We start from the raw sequence: 17,591 nt of genomic DNA on the forward strand, positions 1-17,591 counted from the left end.
TCACCCCTCCACGATGCGCGGCAGGTTCTCCGCCGCGGTCTCCGCCGTGCGGGCCGCCCCGACGAGGTCGGTCACCCGGGCGAAGCCGTTCTGCCGCATGTAGGCCCGGATGCCGTCCAGGATCTCCAGCGGGGCGAGCGGGTTCCTGAACAGCGCCGTGCCCACCTGCACGGCGGTGGCGCCGGCCAGGAGGAACTCCAGGGCGTCCGTGGCGGTCGCGATGCCGCCGATGCCCACCACGGGAATCTTCACCGCCCCCGCCACCTGCCAGACCATCCGCAGGGCGACGGGCTTCACCGCCGGCCCGGACAGCCCGCCGAAGACGTTGGTGAGAACGGGCCGCCGCCGCCGGACGTCGATGGCCATCCCCAGGAGCGTGTTGATCAGGCTCACGCCGTCGGCCCCGGCGTCCTCGGCCGCCTTCGCGAAGTCGACCACGGAGGTGACGTTGGGCGAGAGCTTCACGAAGAGCGGCAGCTTCGTGGCCTGGCGCACCGCCGCCGTCACCCTGTGGGTCTCCCGCAGGCTCGTGCCGAAGGCGAGGCCGCCCTCCTTCACGTTGGGGCACGAGATGTTGAGCTCGACGGCGTCGGCCACCTCGGGGGTCAGCCGCTCGGCGACCCGGACGTACTCCTCCACCGTCCGGCCCACGATGTTCACGACCACGGTGGCACCCTGCCGGCGCAGCCAGGGGGCGTCGGCGGCCAGGTAGTGCTCCACCCCGGGGTTCTCCAGGCCGATGGCGTTCAGCATCCCGGCCGGAGTCTCGGCCATCCGCACGCCGGGGTTCCCCGGCCACGGCTCGGGGGCGGTGCCCTTCGTGACCACGGCGCCCAGCTCGGACAGCGGAAAGAGGTGCGCGAACTCCCGGCCGTAGTGGAAGCAGCCCGACGCCACCCACACGGGATTCCTGCACCGGAGCCCGCCCACGTCGACGCTCAGATCAGGCTCCGTCACCCAGCCGCACCTCCTCCGCCCGGAACACGGGGCCGTCGACGCAGACGTGCAGGTACCCGGGGCCGGCGGCCCGGGGGATCGCGCAGGCCATGCAGACGCCGAAGCCGCAGGCCATGGGCCGCTCCACGCTCAGGTAGGCCGGAGCGCCTGCCTCCCGGGCGATCCGCTGCACGGCGATCAGCATGGGCTCGGGTCCGCACGCCCAGATCTCGGCCGGGGGTGCCGCCTCGCCCCCGCCGGCGGCCGGCCCGCCGCCGGAGGCCGCGCCGGCCAGCGCCCCGGCCAGGAGCTCGGTCACCAGCGCTCGCCGCCCCGCCGACCCGTCGTCGGTGCAGACCTCCACGGGCACCCCGGTCGCCCGGAGCTCGTCCAGGGCGGCCAGCTCCCCCGCCGACCGGGCGCCGACCAGGGCGAGCACGTCCCGGCCCGCCTCCCGGGCCCAGGCGGCTGCCGCCACCATCGGCGGGATGCCGATGCCGCCCCCCACCAGGAGCAGCCGGGGCGCCGCCCCCGGGACGAAGCGGCCCGGGTCCGGGAACGACCGGCCGAGGGGTCCCAGGAGGTCGAGCTCGGCCCCGGCCGGCACCGCGCTGAGCGCCCGGGTCCCGCGGCCTGCGGCCCGGTAGACCACCGTGACCTCGCCCGTGCTCGGCCGGATCTCGCAGAGGCTGAACGGCCGCTTCAGGAGCGGATCGTGGCCGGCGTGGCCCGCCGGCAGCACGGCGAGCTCGACGAACTGACCCGGCCGTGCGGCCCCCGCGGTGTGCGGGGCGTGGAGCGTGAGCTTGAACCAGCCGGCCCCGCGCCGGGCGTGCGCCACCACCCGGGCGCGCTCGGGGCGCCAGGGCGATCGCACCCGACCTTCCCGCTCCGCCGCGGCGACTTCAGGGTCACCAGCCAACCAGCCGCCCTCCCTCCATGACGAGGCGGCCGGAGACGACCGTGGCCGCCGGCGCGCCCACCAGTTCGCGGCCGAGGAACGGCGAGTTGCGGCTTCGGGACACCATGTCCTCGGCCCGGACGATCCACCGCTTCTCCAGGTCCAGTACCGTGACGTCCGCCTCGGCCCCGACCCGCAGCGACGGCGGGCGGAGGCCGAGGACCTCGGCCGGCCGGGTCGACATGGCGAGGATCATCCGCTCCAGGCTCAGCCGCCCGGTGCGGACGAGGGCGTCCAGCACCACCCCCACCGCCGTCTCGAGCCCGACGACCCCGTTCTTCGCCAGGCCGAACTCGACCTCCTTGTCGTCCCGGTGGTGCGGGGCGTGGTCGGTGGCGACGCAGTCGATCGTGCCGTCCGCCAGCCCCGCGATGAGCGCCTCCCGGTCCTCCGCCGACCGCAGCGGCGGGTTCATCTTGAAGTTCGTGTCGTAGCCGGAGCCGGCCACGTCCTCGTCGGTGAGGGCGAGGTGGTGCGGGGTCACCTCGGCGGTCACGCGCACGCCCCGGGCCTTCGCCTGCCGGATGATCTCCACCGACCGGGCCGTGGACACGTGCATGATGTGCACGTGCCCGCCCGTCGCCTCGGCCAGGAGCACGTCCCGGGCCACGTGCACCTCCTCGGCGAGGGGATCGTACCCGCGCAGGCCGGCCAGGGTGGAGAAGCGCCCGTAGTGCATCGCCCCGTCCTGGCTGAGGCTGCGGTCCTCCGCGTGGTCGAGGACCGGCCGGCCGAACTGCCTGGCGTAGAGCAGGGCCAGGCGCATGACCTCCGCCCGCTCGATCGGGTGCCCGTCGTCGGTGAAGCCCACGGCACCGGCGGCGGCCATCTCGCCCAGCTCGGCGAGTTCCTCGCCCTTCTGCCCCTTGGTGACGGCCCCGTAGGGCCACACCTTCACGGCCGCCTCCCGGGCCGCCTTCTCGACCACGAACCGCACCAGTGCGGCGTTGTCGATGACCGGGCGGGTGTTGGGCACGGCGCAGACGGCCACGAACCCGCCCCGGGCCGCCGCCCGGGTGCCGGAGGCGATGTCCTCCTTCCACTCCTCGCCCGGCTCGCGCAGGTGCACGTGCAGGTCGATGAAGCCGGGGGTGACCACGAGGCCCCGGCAGTCGACCACCCGGGCCGCGGGGTCCGTCAGGTCCTCGCCGATCGCCGCGATCACCGTGTCCGTGATCAGGACGTCCGCCACCCGGTCGACGCCCGCCCGGGGGTCCAGGAGTCGCCCGCCCTTGAGGAGCAGCTTACTCACCCGTGCCACCTCCGCCGAGGAGAAGGTACAGGACCGCCATCCGCACCGCCACCCCGCCCGTGACCTGCTCGAGGATGGCCGCCCGGTGCGAGTCGGCGACCTCGCTGGTGATCTCGACGCCCCGGTTCATGGGCCCGGGGTGCAGGACCAGCACGTCCTCCTTGCAGGCGGCAAGGCGCTGGGGGGTGATACCCCAGAAGCGGGCGTACTCGTGCACGCTCGGAAAGAGGCCCTTTTGCTGACGCTCCAGCTGGATGCGCAGCACGTTCACCACGTCGGCTCCGTCCAGGGCCTCGTCCAGGTCGTGCGTGACGTGCACGCCCAGGGCCTCGAGCCCCGGCGGCAGGAGCGTGGCCGGGCCGGCGACCCAGACCTCGCTCCCGTACTTGAGAAGGCCCCAGATGTTCGACCGCGCCACCCGGCTGTGGAGGATGTCCCCGACGATGGCGACCTTCAGCCCGCTCAGGCGGCCCTTGCGCCGCCGGATGGTGAAGAGGTCGAGGAGGCCCTGGGTGGGGTGCTCGTGGATGCCGTCGCCGGCGTTGACCACCCCGGCGCGCAGGCGGCGCGCCAGGAAGTGCGGCGCGCCGCCCTCGCTGTGGCGCATGATGACCAGGTCGGCCCCCATGACCTCGAGGTTGCGAGCCGTGTCGAGGAGCGTCTCGCCCTTCTGGACGCTCGACTGGGCGACGGCCACGCTCTGCACGTCGGCGCTCAGGTACTTGGCGGCCAGCTCGAAGGAGTTGCGGGTGCGGGTCGACGGCTCGTAGAAGAGGTTGACGATCACCTTGCCGCGCAGCGTCGGAACCTTCTTCACCGGCCGGTCGATGATCTCGCGCATGGACTCGGCCGTGTCCAGGATGAGGTCGATCTCCTCGCGCGTGAGGTCCTGCAGGCCGAGGAGGTCCTTGCGCCTGAGGCCCATGTCCCGTGCCCCCTCACAGCTCGAACAGGTAGACGCCGTCTTCGCCGTCGACCTCCGTCAGCCGCACCTCCACGAGCTCCCGGCGGGACGTGGGCACGTTCTTGCCCACGTAGTCCGCCCGGATCGGCAGCTCGCGGTGGCCGCGGTCGACCAGCACGGCCAGCTGCACGCTCTCGGGCCGCCCCAGGTCGAGCAGGGCGTCGAGGGCGGCCCGGGCGGTGCGGCCGGTGTAGAGCACGTCGTCGACCAGGACGATGCGCCGGCCCCGCACCGGGAACGGCACCTCGGTGCGCTCCACCTGCGGCCACTCGCTGCGCTCGGTGAGGTCGTCCCGGTACAGGGTGATGTCCAGGACCCCCACGGGCACGTCCTGGCCCTCGATCTCCCGGATTCGGGCGACCAGCCGCCGGGCCAGCGGCACCCCCCGCCGCCGGATGCCGACCAGCGCCAGGCGCTCGGTGCCCTTGTTGCGCTCCAGGATCTCGTGGGCGATCCGGTACAGGGCCCGGGCGATGGCGTCCGCGTCCATCAGGTGAGCCTTGGGTTTCCGGGTCGGGGACTCCACTGGGCCTCCTCCTTTCCCTGGCGAAGGGCCCGGGGAACCCACGACGAAGGGCTCCCCGCCGGCAAGGCGGGGAGCCCTGGCATGCGCTCCCGCTCCGGAGGCAGCCCGCGCGGCTGCCTGTCAGGCGCCTTACCGGCCTCACGGGACCGGTTTCAAGGTGCTTCCTGACAGACGGTAGCATTCTGCCACGGCCGCGTCAAGGCGGCCGCGCCTGGCGCGCCTGGCCGGTACGCCGCGCTTCGCCGGCCGCACGCCCGGTGGCCGGGAGGGGGCGGCCCACCCCGCGCCCCGCAGTTACGAGGGCGCCCCAGGGGAGAAGACGCCCGCCACCGCCATCCGCGGCGGCCCTGCAGGTCTCCGGCACAGACGTTGTCCGGTACGCTCCGAGCAGGGTCTTGTGAGGAAGGTCATGCCTATCCGGTGAACACCAACGGGTTGCGACTATCGATTATCGATAGTCGCAAAACCGGATGTCGGATCGTGAACACAATCACTTTTTTCCCTTCGTCTGTTTCTCTCTTGCCGGCCACCTACCCACCGTGGTATCTTGGCGTTAAGAAGTGGTTAACCACTCACTTTGACCCCACCCTCTGCCGGCGGGGCTGACGAGTCTACCCCGGGCTCGAATGACCAACGTGGCCGAGCGTCGCATGGGTACCGACCGTTTGGTAGGCAAAGGCCCCGGAAGAGGGCGGTCGCCAGGGAGGCAGGAAGGCCGGTGTTCGAGGAACGGATCCGACACAGCGGCCTCCGGCAGCGCGTCTGCCGGCCCGAAGAGGCCGCACAGCTCATCCGCGACGGTGACGTCGTAGCGATCAGCGGCTTCACCCGAGCAGGGGATGCCAAGGTCGTGCTTCTCGAACTGGCCCGACAAGCGCGCGAAGGACGGCGCGTCCGCATCGACCTCTGGACCGGCGCCTCCGTCGGCGACCAAGTCGACGGCTTCCTGGCCGAGGCCGGCGTCCTGCGGCGGCGCCTCCCCTTCCAGGCCGAAGCCCGGCTGCGCGGCGCCATCAACCGCGGCGAGGTGCTGTTCATCGACCAGCACCTGGGCCACACGGCCGAATTCGTCCGCTCCGGCAGCATGGGCCGCCCGGACGTGGCGATCATCGAGGCGACGGCCATCACCGCCGACGGGGGCATCGTCCCCACCACCTCGGTCGGCAACTCGGCGATCTACGCCCGGACTGCCAGACGGGTGATCGTGGAGGTCAACGTTGCCCAGCCGCTGGCCCTCGAGGGCATGCACGACATCTACGACCCCGGCCCCCGGCCGGGCCGCCGGCCGATCCCGATCATGCGGGCGGGCGACCGGGTCGGCGACACCGTCATCCGCATCCCGCCTGAACAGATCCAGGCCGTCGTCGTGACCGAGAAGCTCGACGACTCCCGGCCGCTCGCCCCGCCGGACGAGGAAACCCGGGCCATCTCCGGCCACTTGATCGAGTTCCTGTTCCACGAGGTGCGGGTGGGCCGGCTCCCCCGCAACCTGGCTCCGCTGCAGAGCGGTATCGGGGTGCTGGCGAACGCCGTTTTCGCCGGGCTCGCGGACTCGCCCTTCCACAACCTCGAGGTCTACTCCGAGGTCCTGCAAGACGCCATGTTCGACCTGATGGACCTGGGAAAGCTCACCGTGGCGTCCGCCACCTCCATCACGTGCTCGCCCGACAGGTTGCGGGACGTGCTGGCCAACCTGCACCGGTACCGGGACAAGGTGATCCTGCGGCCGCAGGACATCTCGAACCACCCGGAGGTCATCCGCCGCCTGGGGATCGTGGCCATCAACGCCGCCCTGGAGGCCGACATCTACGGCAACGTCAACTCCACCCACGTCCTGGGCACCCGCATGATGAACGGGATCGGCGGCTCCGGCGACTTCGCCCGCAACAGTTACCTCTCCATCTTCGTCACCCGCTCCACCGCCAAGGACGGCGCCATCTCCACCATCGTGCCGATGGTCGCCCACGTGGACCACACCGAACACGACGTGCAGGTCCTCGTGACCGAACAGGGGCTGGCCGACCTCCGCAACCTGGCGCCGCGCGAGCGGGCCCGCGTCATCATCGAGAAGTGCGCCCATCCCCGCTACCGTGACCTCCTGCGCGACTACCTCCGGGACGCCGAACGGCTGGGCGGGCAGACCCCCCACGACCTGCGCCGGGCCCTGTCCTGGCACCTGCGGTACCAGCAGACGGGGACGATGCTCCCCACGGCCGCCGAGGCGAGTCTGGTTCCGACCGGCGACTGAGAGCGGTGCCGCCGGGGCTCCCCGGCGGCACCCGCGTGGCAGGACGCATCCGGCCGGTGTCGAAGGCTGTGAGGCGGACATCCATCCGGATCGGGAAGGGAAGGCGCTCGATGTCGTCACGCGCACCGTGGACGGAAGCCGCCGAGCGCCGCCGGCTGATCGTGGAGGCCGCCCTGCCGGTGTTCGCCAGCCACAGTTACTCCGGCGCCACGACCACCGACGTGGCCCGGGCGGCCCGGGTCGCGCAGGCCACCATCTACAAGCACTTTCCCACCAAGCGGGACCTGTTCCTCGCCGTGCTCGACCGTACCACCGACCTGGTTCTCGAGCGGTGGCAGCAGGCCATGGAGGGGGCGCCCACGCCCTTGGACCGCCTCGTTGCGCTCGTCCGCACGTACGCCATGATGGCCGCCACCGACCACCTGGCGTTCCGTGTCCGGGTGCGGGCGGTGGCCGAGTCGGGCGACCCCGTGATCGCGACCCACGCCCGGGCATCGTACCTGCGGATCGTCGAGTTTCTCCGGGACGTCATCGAGGAGGCCCGGGCCGCCGGCCAGACGCCCCCTGACCTGGATCCGGCGCGCGCGGCGTGGTACCTCCTCTCGGTCGGGCAGGGATTCAACCTAAACCACTACGTGGGCCTGTCCTGGGACCCGGCCACCATCGACGGGCTCATCGCCTACGTCTTCCGGGGCCTGGGGGTGGAACTCGCCCCGGACCGGCCCCCCGCACCTTAGCGAGGCCGCCGGTCACCGCAGAGCGCCGCGGGCGCGGGCATAGCGGCGGGCGGCGATGCTGGTCGCCAGCACGAGCAGGATAAGGACGGTGGCGCCGGTCCACGCCTGCCGGTGCCAGTCCTCGTACGGTGAGATGGCGTACGTGTAGATCTGCACCGGCAGGGAGGCCATCGGCTGGGTCAGGTCCAGCGACCAGAACCGGTTCCCGAGCGCCGTGAAGAGGAGCGGCGCCGTCTCCCCGGCGGCGCGGGCGATCGCCAGCATCGAACCGGTGACGATGCCGGGCAGGGCGGAAGGGATCACCACGGTGAGGATGGCCCGCCACCGCGTGGCGCCGAGGGCCAGCGCCCCTTCCCGCAGGGAGGTGGGCACGAGGCGGAGCACCGCCTCGGTGGTCCGCGTCACGGTGGGCAGCATGATGACCGCCAGCGCCAGGCTACCGGCGAAGCCGTTGAAGTGGCGGACAGGGACCACGGCCAGGGCGTAGACGAAGACCCCCACGACGATGGAGGGCACGCCGGCCAGCACGTCCGACCCGAACCGGATGGCGGACGCGACCCGGGTTTCACCGTACTCGCTGAGATAGACGGCGGCGAGGACCCCGAGCGGGATCGCCATCAGGGCGGCCAGGGAGACCATCACGATCGACCCGGCGATGGCGTTGGCCATCCCGCCGCCCGGCTCCCCCACCGGTCGGGGCATCGAGGTCAGGAACTCGAGCGTGAGGCCCGGCAGCCCCTGGCGGGCCGCGTAGAAAAGAATGCTCACAAGCGGTACCAGAACCACGATCGCCGCGGCGAACATGAGCGCTTCCATCAAGAGTCCCCGCAGGCGCCGCCCGCGGTGCCGGCTCCGCCTCACAGTACCCCACCCCCCAGGCTCCGGCCCCGCGTCACCGACCAGATCAGCACCCGCGCGCCGATCCCCACGAGCAGGGTGACCCCGAATAGCACCAGCCCCACCTCCACGAGCGCCGCGAGGTGCACGTCACCGACCGCCTCCGCGAACTCGTTGGCGATCACGCTCGCCATGGTCTGCGCCGGTGACAGAAGGGACCTCGGGATCTCTGCCCGGTTCCCGATGACCATCGTGACAGCCATGGTCTCCCCCAGCGCCCGCCCGAGACCGAGGATGATCGCTCCCATGATGCCCGGCCGCGCCGCGGGTAGCAGAACCAGCCGGATCATCTCCCACCGGGTCGAGCCCATCGCCAGCGCTCCCTCCCGGAGGCTGTCCGGAACCGCCCGCAGCACCTCGCGGCTTACCGCCGTGATCGTGGGAACGATCATGATCGCCAGCACCACGCCCCCGGCCATCAGCCCCACGCCGAGGGGCGGGCCGCTGAACAGCGGAACAAAACCCAGGTGTTCCGAGAGGGGCACCTGTACGTGGTCCCGAAGCCACGGTGCCAGAACGAAAATGCCCCAGAGGCCGTACACCACGCTCGGAGCTGCCGCCAGGAGCTCCACCAGAAACGAGACCGGCTCCCGCAGCCGCGCGGGCGCCACCTCGGCCAGCCAGATGGCCACCCCGAGACCGGGCGGCCCGGCCAGGACCAGGGCCAGTGCGGAGGAGGCCAGGGTTCCGACCACGAACGCCGCCGCACCGAACTCCTCCGCCACCGGGTCCCATTCCGCCCGCACGAGGAAGCGCCAACCGGTGCGGTCGATCGACGGGCCGGCCGCACGAACCATGCCAAGGGCCATCGCCAAGAGGATGAGCAGAATCAGCACGCCCGCCGCCAGGGTCAGCCACCGGAAGACCCCGTCGGCGCGCTGGCTGCGCAAGAACGCCTGCACCCGGCCCGCGCCAGTGCGCCGGGCCAGGGCTGCGGGTGGCACCTGCACGTACCTCTCACCTCGCAAGCTGGACGCTGGTGCGGGCCCTACGGATGTCCGGCAAGTGGAGGGACCGGACCGCCCCCCGTCGACCGGCGGCCCGGCCCCTGTTGTTGTGGATCGGAGGCTACTGGAGGAGCGGCTGCCCCTGGTAGGTGATGGACTTGAGCTTGCCCTCGACGAGCTTGACGACCTCCGGGGGCAGAGGGGCGTAGAGGAGCTCGGGAGCCATCTTCTGGGCGTCGTGGGTCATCCACCACAGGAGCTTCACGAGCGCCTCGCCCTTCGCCTTGTCCGCCTGCTCCTTGTAGACCAGGATGTAGGTGAAGGAGGCGATGGGGTAGCTCTTCTCGCCGTCCGGGTTCGTGATGCTCACCCGCAGGTCGGCCGGCATGTCCGCCGCGGCGCCGGCCGCAGCGGCCGAGGTGGTCTCGAGCGAGGGCTCGACGAACCTGCCGGCCTTGTTCTTCAGGTGGGCGTAGGGCATCTTGTTCTGGATGGCGTAGGCCAGTTCGACGTAGCCCACCGCGCCCCTGGTCTGGGCGACCTGGCCGGACACACCCTCGTTGCCCTTCGCACCGATGCCGGTCGGCCACTTGACGGAGGTGCCTGTGCCGACCTTCTCCTTCCACTCCGGGCTGACCTTGCTCAGGTAGTCGGTGAAGACGGCGGTGGTGCCGCTACCGTCCGACCGGTGCACGACTGCGACGGGGAGGTCGGGCAGCTTGACGTCGGGATTCAGCTCGGTCAGGCGCTTGTCGTTCCACTTCGTGATCTTGCCGAGGAAGAGCTCCGCCACCACGTCCGGGGTCATCTTGAGGGGCACGTTCACGCCGGGGATGTTGTAGGTCACGACCACGGCGCCCAGGACGGTCGGGATGTGCACGAGCTCGCCCGGCGCCTTCGCCAGGGCCTCGTCGGTCATGGGGGCGTCGCTGGCCCCGAAGTCGACGGTCCGCTCGGTGATCTGCCGCTGGCCGCCGCCACTGCCGATCGACTGGTAGTTCACCCTGACCGGGTTGGACTTGGAGTACTCATCGAACCACTTGCTGTAAATCGGATAGGGGAACGTGGCGCCGGCGCCGTTCAGGTTGATGACCTTCCCGCCCGACGCTGCGGGCTGAGAAGACGTGTTCTGCCCGCTCGTGCTCTGGCCCGCCCCCTGGGCACCGCTCTGGTTCCCCTGCGCCGCCTGGGGCTTGCTCCCGCACCCGGCCAGGAGCGCCACGAGGGACAGGAGAGCGGCTGCGACCACGAGGGGCCGGCGCCGCCGGACCGTCTGGACCACCATCGCTCCGGGACCCTCCCTTTCGGTCTGGCTCGTGCTGCTGCCAGGGGACAGGCTAGCACGTGCGCTTTAAGGAAAGCGGGGGCGGATCGTTAAGCCCGGATGAATCGTCGTCCTACCCGAAGCGGCCGGTGACGTAGTCCTCGGTCCGCTGGTCGCGCGGGTTCGTGAACAGGGAACCCGTGGGCCCGTACTCCACCAGCTCCCCCATCAGCAGGAAGGCCGTGTAGTCCGAGACCCGGGCGGCCTGCTGCATGTTGTGGGTCACGATCACGATGGTGTACCGCTCCCGCAGGCTCCACACCAGGTCCTCGATCCGGGCCGCCGAGGCCGGGTCGAGGGCGGCGGTGGGCTCGTCCAGGAGGAGCACCTCGGGGCCCGTCGCCAGCGACCGGGCGATGCAGAGACGCTGCTGCTGGCCCCCGGAGAGGCGCAGGGCGGACTCGTGCAGGCGGCTCTTGACCTCCTCCCACAGCCCGGCGGCGCGCAGGCTCGCCTCGACGCGACCGTCCAGCTCCGAGCGCGCCCGGACCCCCTGCACCCGCAGGCCATACGCCACGTTCTCGTAGATCGACGTGGGGAACGGGTTCGGCTGCTGGAACACCATGCCGATCCGGCGTCGCACGGCGATCGGGTCGGCACCGCACGCGTAGACGTCCTCCCCGTCCAGGAGCACCCGCCCCCGCACTTCTGCATCCGGCACCAGCTCGACCAGGCGATTCAGGCAGCGGAGCAGGGTCGACTTGCCGCAGCCGGAGGGGCCGATCACCGCCAGGACCTGCCGTGCCGGCACCGGCAGGGTCACGTGGCGCAGCGCAGGACGGCCGCCGAACCGCACGCTCAGGTCTTCGACCCGGATCTTCTCGTGCACGTCCATCACCCCTGGCTCGCAGCTGTCCGGGGGCCGGCGACCGGCACGGAGAACCGGAACGTCGACCCCCGGCCCGGCTCGCTCTCCACTGACACGGCGCCGCCGTGCAGCTCCACGATGTGCTTGACGATGCTCAGCCCGAGTCCGGTGCCGCCCGAACTGCGGCTGCGGGCGCGATCGACGCGGTAGAAGCGCTCGAAGAGGCGCGGCAGGTGTTCCCGGGCGATGCCGATCCCGGTGTCGGCCACGGACACGGTCACGAACCCCTCCGGGTTCGCCTCCGCCGCCACGGTGACCCGGCCGCCCGGCGGCGTGTAGCGGATCGCGTTGTCGACGAGGTTGTGCAGGACCTGCGCGAGGCGGGCCCGGTCGCCCCACACCGGGGGGAGGCCGGGCGGCACGCGGCTCTCCAGCGTGAGCTCAGCGGCCCGGGCCCGCCGCTGGTGGCGGTCCAGGACGTCGGCGACGAGGACGTCCACGGCGACGGGGCCAGGCCGCATCGCCATCCGGCCGGACTCGATGCGCGACAGGTCCAGCAGGTCCTCGATGAGGTCCGAGAGCCGGCTGGCCTCCCGGTGGACGATCTCGAGGAAGCGGCGCCGGGTTTCCGGGTCCGGGTCTGCCTCCAGGAGCGTCTCGGCGAACCCGCGGATCGACGTGAGCGGGGTGCGGAGTTCGTGGGACACGTTGGCCACGAACTCGGTGCGCATCCGTTCCAGACGGCGGAAGCGCGTGATGTCGTGCAGCACCAGGAGCGCCCCGGCGGGACCCTCGCCGGCACGCGCCAGGCCGACGAGCCGTCCCTCCAGGACCCGCTCCTCCGGGTGCGCCCGCCGCAGTTCGAAGACTTCCGGCGGGCCGCCGGCAAGCAGCCGCTCGAGGCGCGCCTCGAGGTCGAAGTTGTGCGTGACCTCCAGGTGGTCGCGCCCCCGGGCCTCGGCGAGCGTGATCCCGAAGAGCGCCTCCGCGGCGGGGTTCAGGAGCACGATCCGCCGCCGGGCGTCGAGGATCACCACGCCCTCCGCCATCGTCGCCAGGACGGCCTCGAGCCGCAGGCTCTCGCGCCCCAGGGCCTCCAGGTAGGCCTGGAGCCGGTGGCTCATGCGGTTCACCTGCTCGGCCAGGTCCCGGACGTCGGCGGGGTCGCCGGGGGCGGGAAGGACGCTGCGCGAGAAGTCACCCTGCGCCAGCCGCCGCAGCACCGCGGCGGCCTCGGCCAGGGCGGTGGCCACCTGGCCGCTCATCCGCAGGCCCCACAGGGCCGGCACCGCGCCGATCGCCAGGACAAGGAAGAGGACGGCCATGCCGCCGGGGCCGGCGGCCCGCCACCGGGCGAGCTGCCACGCGGCCAGGGCCAGCATGGCCAGGAGGGGCACCACGGCGTACAGGACCGCCTGGCGCCGGATGCCGTTCATCACGTGGAGGACCCGCGGAAGCGGTAGCCCACCCCGCGGACCGTCTCGATGTAGGTCGGGCGGGAAGGATCCGGCTCGATCTTCGCACGCAGGTGCCGGATGTGCACGTCGATCGTGCGGGGGTCGGCGGCGAACTCCTGCCCGCGCACGCGGTCCAGGAGTTCGTCGCGGGTGAAGACCCGCCCGGGCTGCTGGCTCATGACGCGCAGGATCTGGAACTCGGTCAGCGTCAGGTCGACCCGCTCGCCGTCCCGCGTCACCTCGAAACGCTCGTAGTCGATGTGCAGGGAGCCAAAAGTCCCGGACGGCCGCTCAACGGGCCGCGGCGCTGTCCGCCGGAGGATCGCCCGGACCCGGGATACCAGCTCGCGCGGGCTGAAGGGCTTGGTGACGTAGTCGTCGGCGCCCACCTCGAAGCCCACCACGCGGTCGATCTCGTCCCGCCGGGCCGTGAGCATGAGGATGGGCACGTCACTGGAGCGGCGGACCTCCCGGCAGACGTCGATCCCGTCCATCCCCGGCAGCATGAGGTCGAGGATGATGAGGGCGGGACGGCGCTCGCGTGCGAGACTGAGCGCCTCGACGCCGTCGGCGGTGGTCACCACGCGGTAGCCGGCCCGCTCGAGATTGAAGGCGATCAGGTCGCGGATCGGCTGCTCGTCCTCGACGACCAGGATCTCGTCCGGCAAGGCCACCGCCTCCCGGCACCGATCCTAGCAACCCTGCTTTAAGACAAAATGAAATGCACGTTAAGGCAGGATTGAGGTTCAGGCCACCTCGCCCAGCACGTAGCGCTCCAGGACGGCCGCCACCCCGTCCTCGTCGTTGGAGGCGGTGACGAGGTCCGCGCGCTGCCGGAGCTCCGGAACGGCGTTCGCCATGGCGACCCCGAGCCCGGCGAAGTCGATCATCTCCATGTCGTTCCAGTTGTCTCCCACCGCCACGATCTCGCTGCGGCGGACGCCGAGTCGGTGCGCGAGGAACTCGAGCGCCGACCCCTTGTCGGTCCCCCACCGCCAGTACTCGAGCAGGCTGTGGCCGGGGATGTCCGGGCACAGCAGCGACCGGAGCGGCACGCCCAGCCATCTGGGGGTCTCGGTGGCAGCGGGGCGCACCCGCGCCTCCAGGTCCAGTGTGAAGACCTTGAGGACCTCGAACCCGGCTGCGCTGGCCACGTCCTCCAGGGGGCGGGCGTGGCCCCGGGGCCCCTCCCGGAAGTACGTGGCCTCCGGGCAGGCCGGCTCGCCGAGCCAGAAGAGGTCGGGGCCGGAGGGCGCGTGCCGGCAGACGTAGACGGGTAGCCCGTGGCGCTCCAGGTGGCGCATCGCGTCGAGTGCGGCATCCGGGGGAAGGGGCCGCTCCAAGAGGACGCTCTCCCGGGCCGGGTCCAGCACCAGCGCGCCGTTGTAAAGGATGACGGGCACACGGATGCCCAGCCGGCGGGCGATGTCCCGGGCGGCGCGCCAGCGGCGTCCCGTCGCCAGGGTCACCGCCACGCCTGCCTGGATGGCGCGGCCGACCGCCGCGAGCACACGGGGCCGGATCTCGCCCCGGCTGTCCAGAACCGTGCCGTCGATGTCCAGTGCGACCAGCCGGTACATCGGCCTCGCCTCCGGTGTGGCTGTCTCGCCCTTTAGGATGCCATACGAACTTGAAACTGACGTGTCGGGGGCGTTGAGCGGGCATGAAATCCGGGCCCCGGCGCTTCCTCGAAACTTCTCTTGATCTCAATCCCCCGTTCACGCGCGCCCCGGGCACTTCTGCCAAGGTAAGAATGACTCCCAGCGCAAATCAAGGCAACGGCCCCGGGGGGTTCGACGATGACACCTGCTGCGCGTCTGCTGGAGGCAGGGCTCTCCCGACTACGGGCGGCCTCCGGCAGCCTGCGGTTCCGCATCGGGGCGGGCGCGCTCGCGCTCGCCCTCCTCACCACGGGGGTCGCCTGGGTGGCACACGCGTCCCTGGTCCGGCAGGCGGCCACGGAAGCGCGCCTGGCCCAGGCGGCGGACGACATCGGCCGGCTGCTCGACGTCATCCAGGACACCCGCCAGATCGGAGAACTCGTGGACAAGACCCTGATCACCCGGTTCCCACCGGACCCGGCGCACGTGCAGACCCTCACCGCCCGCCTCGAGAGCGACGCCCGGATGCTCGCCGTGCCGGTGAGCGAGGGCGAGGCGGAATACCTCCGCCGGGCCCAGGTGTCCCTGCGGGAAATCGTGGACCTTTCCCGCCGCCTCCTCGAGGTGGACCTCCTGTCCCCTGAGGCGGTGCTGATCGGCAGCCAGGTGCGTGAGGCCGAACAGCGGCTGCAGCTCGCCCTCCTGGACGCCAAGCAGAAGCGGGTGGCGAACCTGCAGCAGGCCCGGTCGGACGCGCTCTTGGAGGCCCGCCGGGGGCGGCGGGTCCTCGGCGCCGCCGTGGGGGTCAACCTGGCCCTGGGGGCCGCGGTGATCGCCCTGGTCCTCGCTCGCGTCGGCCGGCCGCTCCGGGACATCACGGAAACCACCCGGCTCGCGGCGGCCGGGAACCTCACGCGGCGCGCGCCCGTGACCGGCAGGGACGAGATCGCGCACCTCGCACGAAACTTTAACCGGATGCTGGACGAGTGGTCCGCCGTGATCGGCGTCGTGTCCGCCTCCGCCCTGGAGGTGACCGGCACCGCCGGCCGGATGCACTGCGCGGCCGCCGCCGCTCGGGAGGCGGCCGGCGCTGCCGCCGGCGAGGTCGGGGCCGTCCGGGAGGCCGTCCGCCGACAGGGGCAGAGCCTGGAGGCCGCGCTGCACCGGGTCCGGGAGCTCCACGACGAAGCCCGGCACATGGGGACGGTCTCCGGCGAGCAGGCCGAACGGGCGGAGGCCGCCTCGGCGATGGCCCGCGAAGCGGCCGGCGTGGCAGATGCGGCCCTGTCCGACCTCAGCGTCATGACCCAGCAGGCGGAGGCGGCATCCGGCTTCGCCGCGGAAGCCGGGGCGGTCATCGCCCGGTCGCTCGAGGCCACACGCCAGGTCGTCCGGGTGGTCGGGGCGATCGGCGAACAGGTGCGCCAGACCGCCGCCCACACGCGGGAAGCCGAGCGGATCCTCGCGGTGGTCACCTCTCTCGCCGAGCAGACGAACCTCCTGGCCCTGAACGCGGCGATCGAGGCGGCACGGGCCGGAGCCAGCGGGCGAGGCTTCGCCGTGGTGGCTGCCGAGATCCGCCGGCTCTCGGAACGTTCCCGCGCCTTCGCGAGGGAGATCGAAGACACCATGCGGCGCATCGGGGTCTCGGGCGGGGCAGCGCTCGAGGCCGTGGCGGAGAGCCAGGGTCTCCTGCAGGAGGCGGAGCGGCTGTCCGGCGAAGCCCGTTCCGCCCTCGACCGGATACTTGAGGCGGTGCACCACATGAGCGCCGCCGCCGGCGCGGTGCGGGAGAGGGCCCGGGCAGCATCCGAGGGCGCCGGCCGGTCCGCGGCCGAGGTGCAGGAACTCGCCCGCTCGGCCCGAGACGTGGAGGCCGGCGCCCGGAGAATCGTGGAGCGGGAAGAAGAGATCGTCCGTGCCCTCGAAGAGGTTGCGGCCTCCCTCGCCCAGAGCGCGCAGCTGGTCGACGTGGTCGTCCGCACCACGGCGTCGGTGCTCGAGTCGGCGGGGGAGACCCAGGTCGCGGCCGCCCGGCTGGAAGACCTGTCCTCGACCCTGGAGGCCGCGGTCCGCCGTTTCGCCGTGCCGGACGGTGCGATCGCCGCATCCCAGGTGCCGCAACGGCAGCCGGCCGGCGAGCTGGGCGGTCACGAGGCGCCCGCGGCTCCCGGGGCCGCGGCGTGACCCCACCCCGGTGCGGCGACCGGGCCGGGGGGCGTCAGTCGCTGGTGGAGACGTGCACCGTGCGGGTCGCCTCGTCCCAGCGCACGCCGGCGCCCAGCGCTTCGGCGAGCGCCCGAACGGGCGCCAGGACACGGCCCTGGCGGTTGCGAGGCGAAACGTCGAGGCGCACGCGCCGGCCGTCGACCTCCGCGTGCGGGTCGCCGACCCGGAGCCGCACCACGTGCCCCCGCCCGCGTACGGTCACGACCCCCGACTCGGCGTCCCAGCTGACCGTCGCACCCAGGGCCTCGGCGAGGGGGCGGGCCGGCACGAGGAGCCGCCCGCCCTCGTTGGCGGGGGGCACGTCGAACGTCACCGGTATCCCGTCGACCGCCACCCGGAATTCCGTCTCACCGGCCCCGTCAAGGCGGAAGAGGTACTCGGCGGCGGCGCGCCGCTCCTCCTCCCCCAGGGCGCCGGGGTTGCCGAGCGGCATCTGGCGGCGGATGTACGAGGTGAGCGCCTCGACGGTGGGGTAGGCGCTGCGGACGTCGGTGAGGTCAGGTCCGGTCCCACCCTCCCGCTCCGCCCCGTGACAGGCGGCACAGTGCGCCCCGTAGACCGCCTCGCCGGCGGGCGCGGCCCGGACGACCGGGGACGCGGCGCCGGTGATCGCTGCGACGGCGGCGAGCGCGGCAGGCACGAGCGCCGCCGGGACCGCCCGGCACACGGAGCGGCGGAACCCGCGGGACGGCATGGCTCTCGAC

General features: G+C 72.3%; 16 protein-coding genes. 3 read left to right on the forward strand and 13 right to left on the reverse strand.

The genetic code is table 11. From position 1 onward, the window contains the following. The 5 genes from caldi_RS08710 to pyrR are packed head-to-tail and all read right to left on the reverse strand — an operon-like array spanning position 1 to position 4,639. The gene (locus tag caldi_RS08710; RefSeq protein ID WP_264844689.1) at positions 1 to 957 is read right to left on the reverse strand and encodes a dihydroorotate dehydrogenase; all 957 of its coding nucleotides are present in this window, start codon (positions 955 to 957) and stop codon (positions 1 to 3) included. Beyond that, positions 944 to 1,858, reverse strand: coding sequence for a dihydroorotate dehydrogenase electron transfer subunit (locus caldi_RS08715; protein ID WP_264844690.1), 915 nt, complete (start codon positions 1,856 to 1,858; stop codon positions 944 to 946). Before caldi_RS08715 ends, caldi_RS08710 begins: the two co-directional genes overlap by 14 nt. Further along, positions 1,848 to 3,149, reverse strand: coding sequence for a dihydroorotase (locus tag caldi_RS08720; RefSeq protein ID WP_264844691.1), 1,302 nt, complete (start codon positions 3,147 to 3,149; stop codon positions 1,848 to 1,850). Before caldi_RS08720 ends, caldi_RS08715 begins: the two co-directional genes overlap by 11 nt. Then, a complete protein-coding gene (locus tag caldi_RS08725) occupies positions 3,142 to 4,074 on the reverse strand; it encodes an aspartate carbamoyltransferase catalytic subunit (RefSeq protein WP_264844692.1) in 933 nt (310 codons plus the stop codon). Before caldi_RS08725 ends, caldi_RS08720 begins: the two co-directional genes overlap by 8 nt. Before the next feature lie 13 nt (positions 4,075 to 4,087). Then, entirely contained in the window at positions 4,088 to 4,639 is a 552-nt protein-coding gene (gene pyrR / locus caldi_RS08730; protein WP_264844693.1) for a bifunctional pyr operon transcriptional regulator/uracil phosphoribosyltransferase PyrR, read from the reverse strand. Positions 4,640 to 5,357: 718 nt separating this feature from the next. Between pyrR and caldi_RS08735 the strand changes: the two genes are divergently transcribed. Beyond that, positions 5,358 to 6,887 (forward strand): acetyl-CoA hydrolase/transferase family protein, encoded by a 1,530-nt coding sequence (locus caldi_RS08735; protein ID WP_264844694.1) that lies wholly within the window; start codon positions 5,358 to 5,360, stop codon positions 6,885 to 6,887. Between the two features lie 110 nt (positions 6,888 to 6,997). After that, the gene (locus tag caldi_RS08740; protein ID WP_264844695.1) at positions 6,998 to 7,624 is read left to right on the forward strand and encodes a TetR/AcrR family transcriptional regulator; all 627 of its coding nucleotides are present in this window, start codon (positions 6,998 to 7,000) and stop codon (positions 7,622 to 7,624) included. A 12-nt stretch (positions 7,625 to 7,636) separates the two neighbouring features. Here caldi_RS08740 and pstA read toward each other — a convergent pair whose 3' ends face one another. From pstA to caldi_RS08775, 7 genes are all read right to left on the reverse strand, one after another. Then, complete coding sequence (gene pstA / locus caldi_RS08745; protein ID WP_264844696.1) at positions 7,637 to 8,485, reverse strand: phosphate ABC transporter permease PstA; 849 nt, start codon at positions 8,483 to 8,485, stop codon at positions 7,637 to 7,639. Further along, positions 8,482 to 9,471, reverse strand: coding sequence for a phosphate ABC transporter permease subunit PstC (gene pstC, locus caldi_RS08750; protein ID WP_264844697.1), 990 nt, complete (start codon positions 9,469 to 9,471; stop codon positions 8,482 to 8,484). The genes pstA and pstC overlap by 4 nt, the downstream gene beginning before the upstream one ends. 118 nt (positions 9,472 to 9,589) lie before the next feature. Continuing rightward, the gene (pstS, locus tag caldi_RS08755) at positions 9,590 to 10,753 is read right to left on the reverse strand and encodes a phosphate ABC transporter substrate-binding protein PstS (RefSeq protein WP_264844698.1); all 1,164 of its coding nucleotides are present in this window, start codon (positions 10,751 to 10,753) and stop codon (positions 9,590 to 9,592) included. A 112-nt stretch (positions 10,754 to 10,865) separates the two neighbouring features. Beyond that, on the reverse strand, positions 10,866 to 11,627 hold the full coding sequence (pstB, locus tag caldi_RS08760) for a phosphate ABC transporter ATP-binding protein PstB (RefSeq protein WP_264841400.1): 762 nt from the start codon (positions 11,625 to 11,627) through the stop codon (positions 10,866 to 10,868). Next, positions 11,627 to 13,036: a two-component system histidine kinase PnpS gene (gene pnpS, locus caldi_RS08765; RefSeq protein WP_264844767.1), complete on the reverse strand. Its 1,410-nt coding sequence runs from the start codon at positions 13,034 to 13,036 to the stop codon at positions 11,627 to 11,629. The genes pstB and pnpS overlap by 1 nt, the downstream gene beginning before the upstream one ends. Continuing rightward, entirely contained in the window at positions 13,036 to 13,725 is a 690-nt protein-coding gene (locus caldi_RS08770; protein ID WP_264841401.1) for a response regulator transcription factor, read from the reverse strand. Before caldi_RS08770 ends, pnpS begins: the two co-directional genes overlap by 1 nt. A gap of 78 nt (positions 13,726 to 13,803) precedes the next feature. After that, positions 13,804 to 14,637, reverse strand: a complete 834-nt coding sequence (locus tag caldi_RS08775; protein ID WP_264841402.1) for an HAD family hydrolase — start codon at positions 14,635 to 14,637, stop codon at positions 13,804 to 13,806. A 219-nt stretch (positions 14,638 to 14,856) separates the two neighbouring features. Here caldi_RS08775 and caldi_RS08780 point away from each other — a divergent pair, with 219 nt between their 5' ends. Further along, complete coding sequence (locus caldi_RS08780) at positions 14,857 to 16,845, forward strand: methyl-accepting chemotaxis protein (RefSeq protein WP_264841403.1); 1,989 nt, start codon at positions 14,857 to 14,859, stop codon at positions 16,843 to 16,845. A 34-nt stretch (positions 16,846 to 16,879) separates the two neighbouring features. On the opposite strand, the gene caldi_RS08785 is transcribed toward caldi_RS08780, so the two are convergent. Then, positions 16,880 to 17,581, reverse strand: a complete 702-nt coding sequence (locus tag caldi_RS08785; RefSeq protein WP_264841404.1) for a stalk domain-containing protein — start codon at positions 17,579 to 17,581, stop codon at positions 16,880 to 16,882. Positions 17,582 to 17,591 lie beyond the last annotated feature (10 nt).

Source organism: Caldinitratiruptor microaerophilus (assembly GCF_025999835.1).
GTDB lineage: Bacteria > Bacillota > Sulfobacillia > Symbiobacteriales > ZC4RG38 > Caldinitratiruptor > Caldinitratiruptor microaerophilus.

Coding starts and splice junctions, on each gene's coding strand:
- caldi_RS08740 (WP_264844695.1), top strand. CDS start 6,998: ATGTCGTCACGCGCACCGTGGACGGAAGCCGCCGAGCGCCGCCGGCTG.
- pstS (WP_264844698.1), bottom strand. CDS start 10,753: ATGGTGGTCCAGACGGTCCGGCGGCGCCGGCCCCTCGTGGTCGCAGCC.
- caldi_RS08725 (WP_264844692.1), bottom strand. CDS start 4,074: ATGGGCCTCAGGCGCAAGGACCTCCTCGGCCTGCAGGACCTCACGCGC.
- caldi_RS08785 (WP_264841404.1), bottom strand. CDS start 17,581: ATGCCGTCCCGCGGGTTCCGCCGCTCCGTGTGCCGGGCGGTCCCGGCG.
- pnpS (WP_264844767.1), bottom strand. CDS start 13,036: ATGAACGGCATCCGGCGCCAGGCGGTCCTGTACGCCGTGGTGCCCCTC.
- caldi_RS08775 (WP_264841402.1), bottom strand. CDS start 14,637: ATGTACCGGCTGGTCGCACTGGACATCGACGGCACGGTTCTGGACAGC.
- caldi_RS08780 (WP_264841403.1), top strand. CDS start 14,857: ATGACACCTGCTGCGCGTCTGCTGGAGGCAGGGCTCTCCCGACTACGG.
- pstB (WP_264841400.1), bottom strand. CDS start 11,627: ATGGACGTGCACGAGAAGATCCGGGTCGAAGACCTGAGCGTGCGGTTC.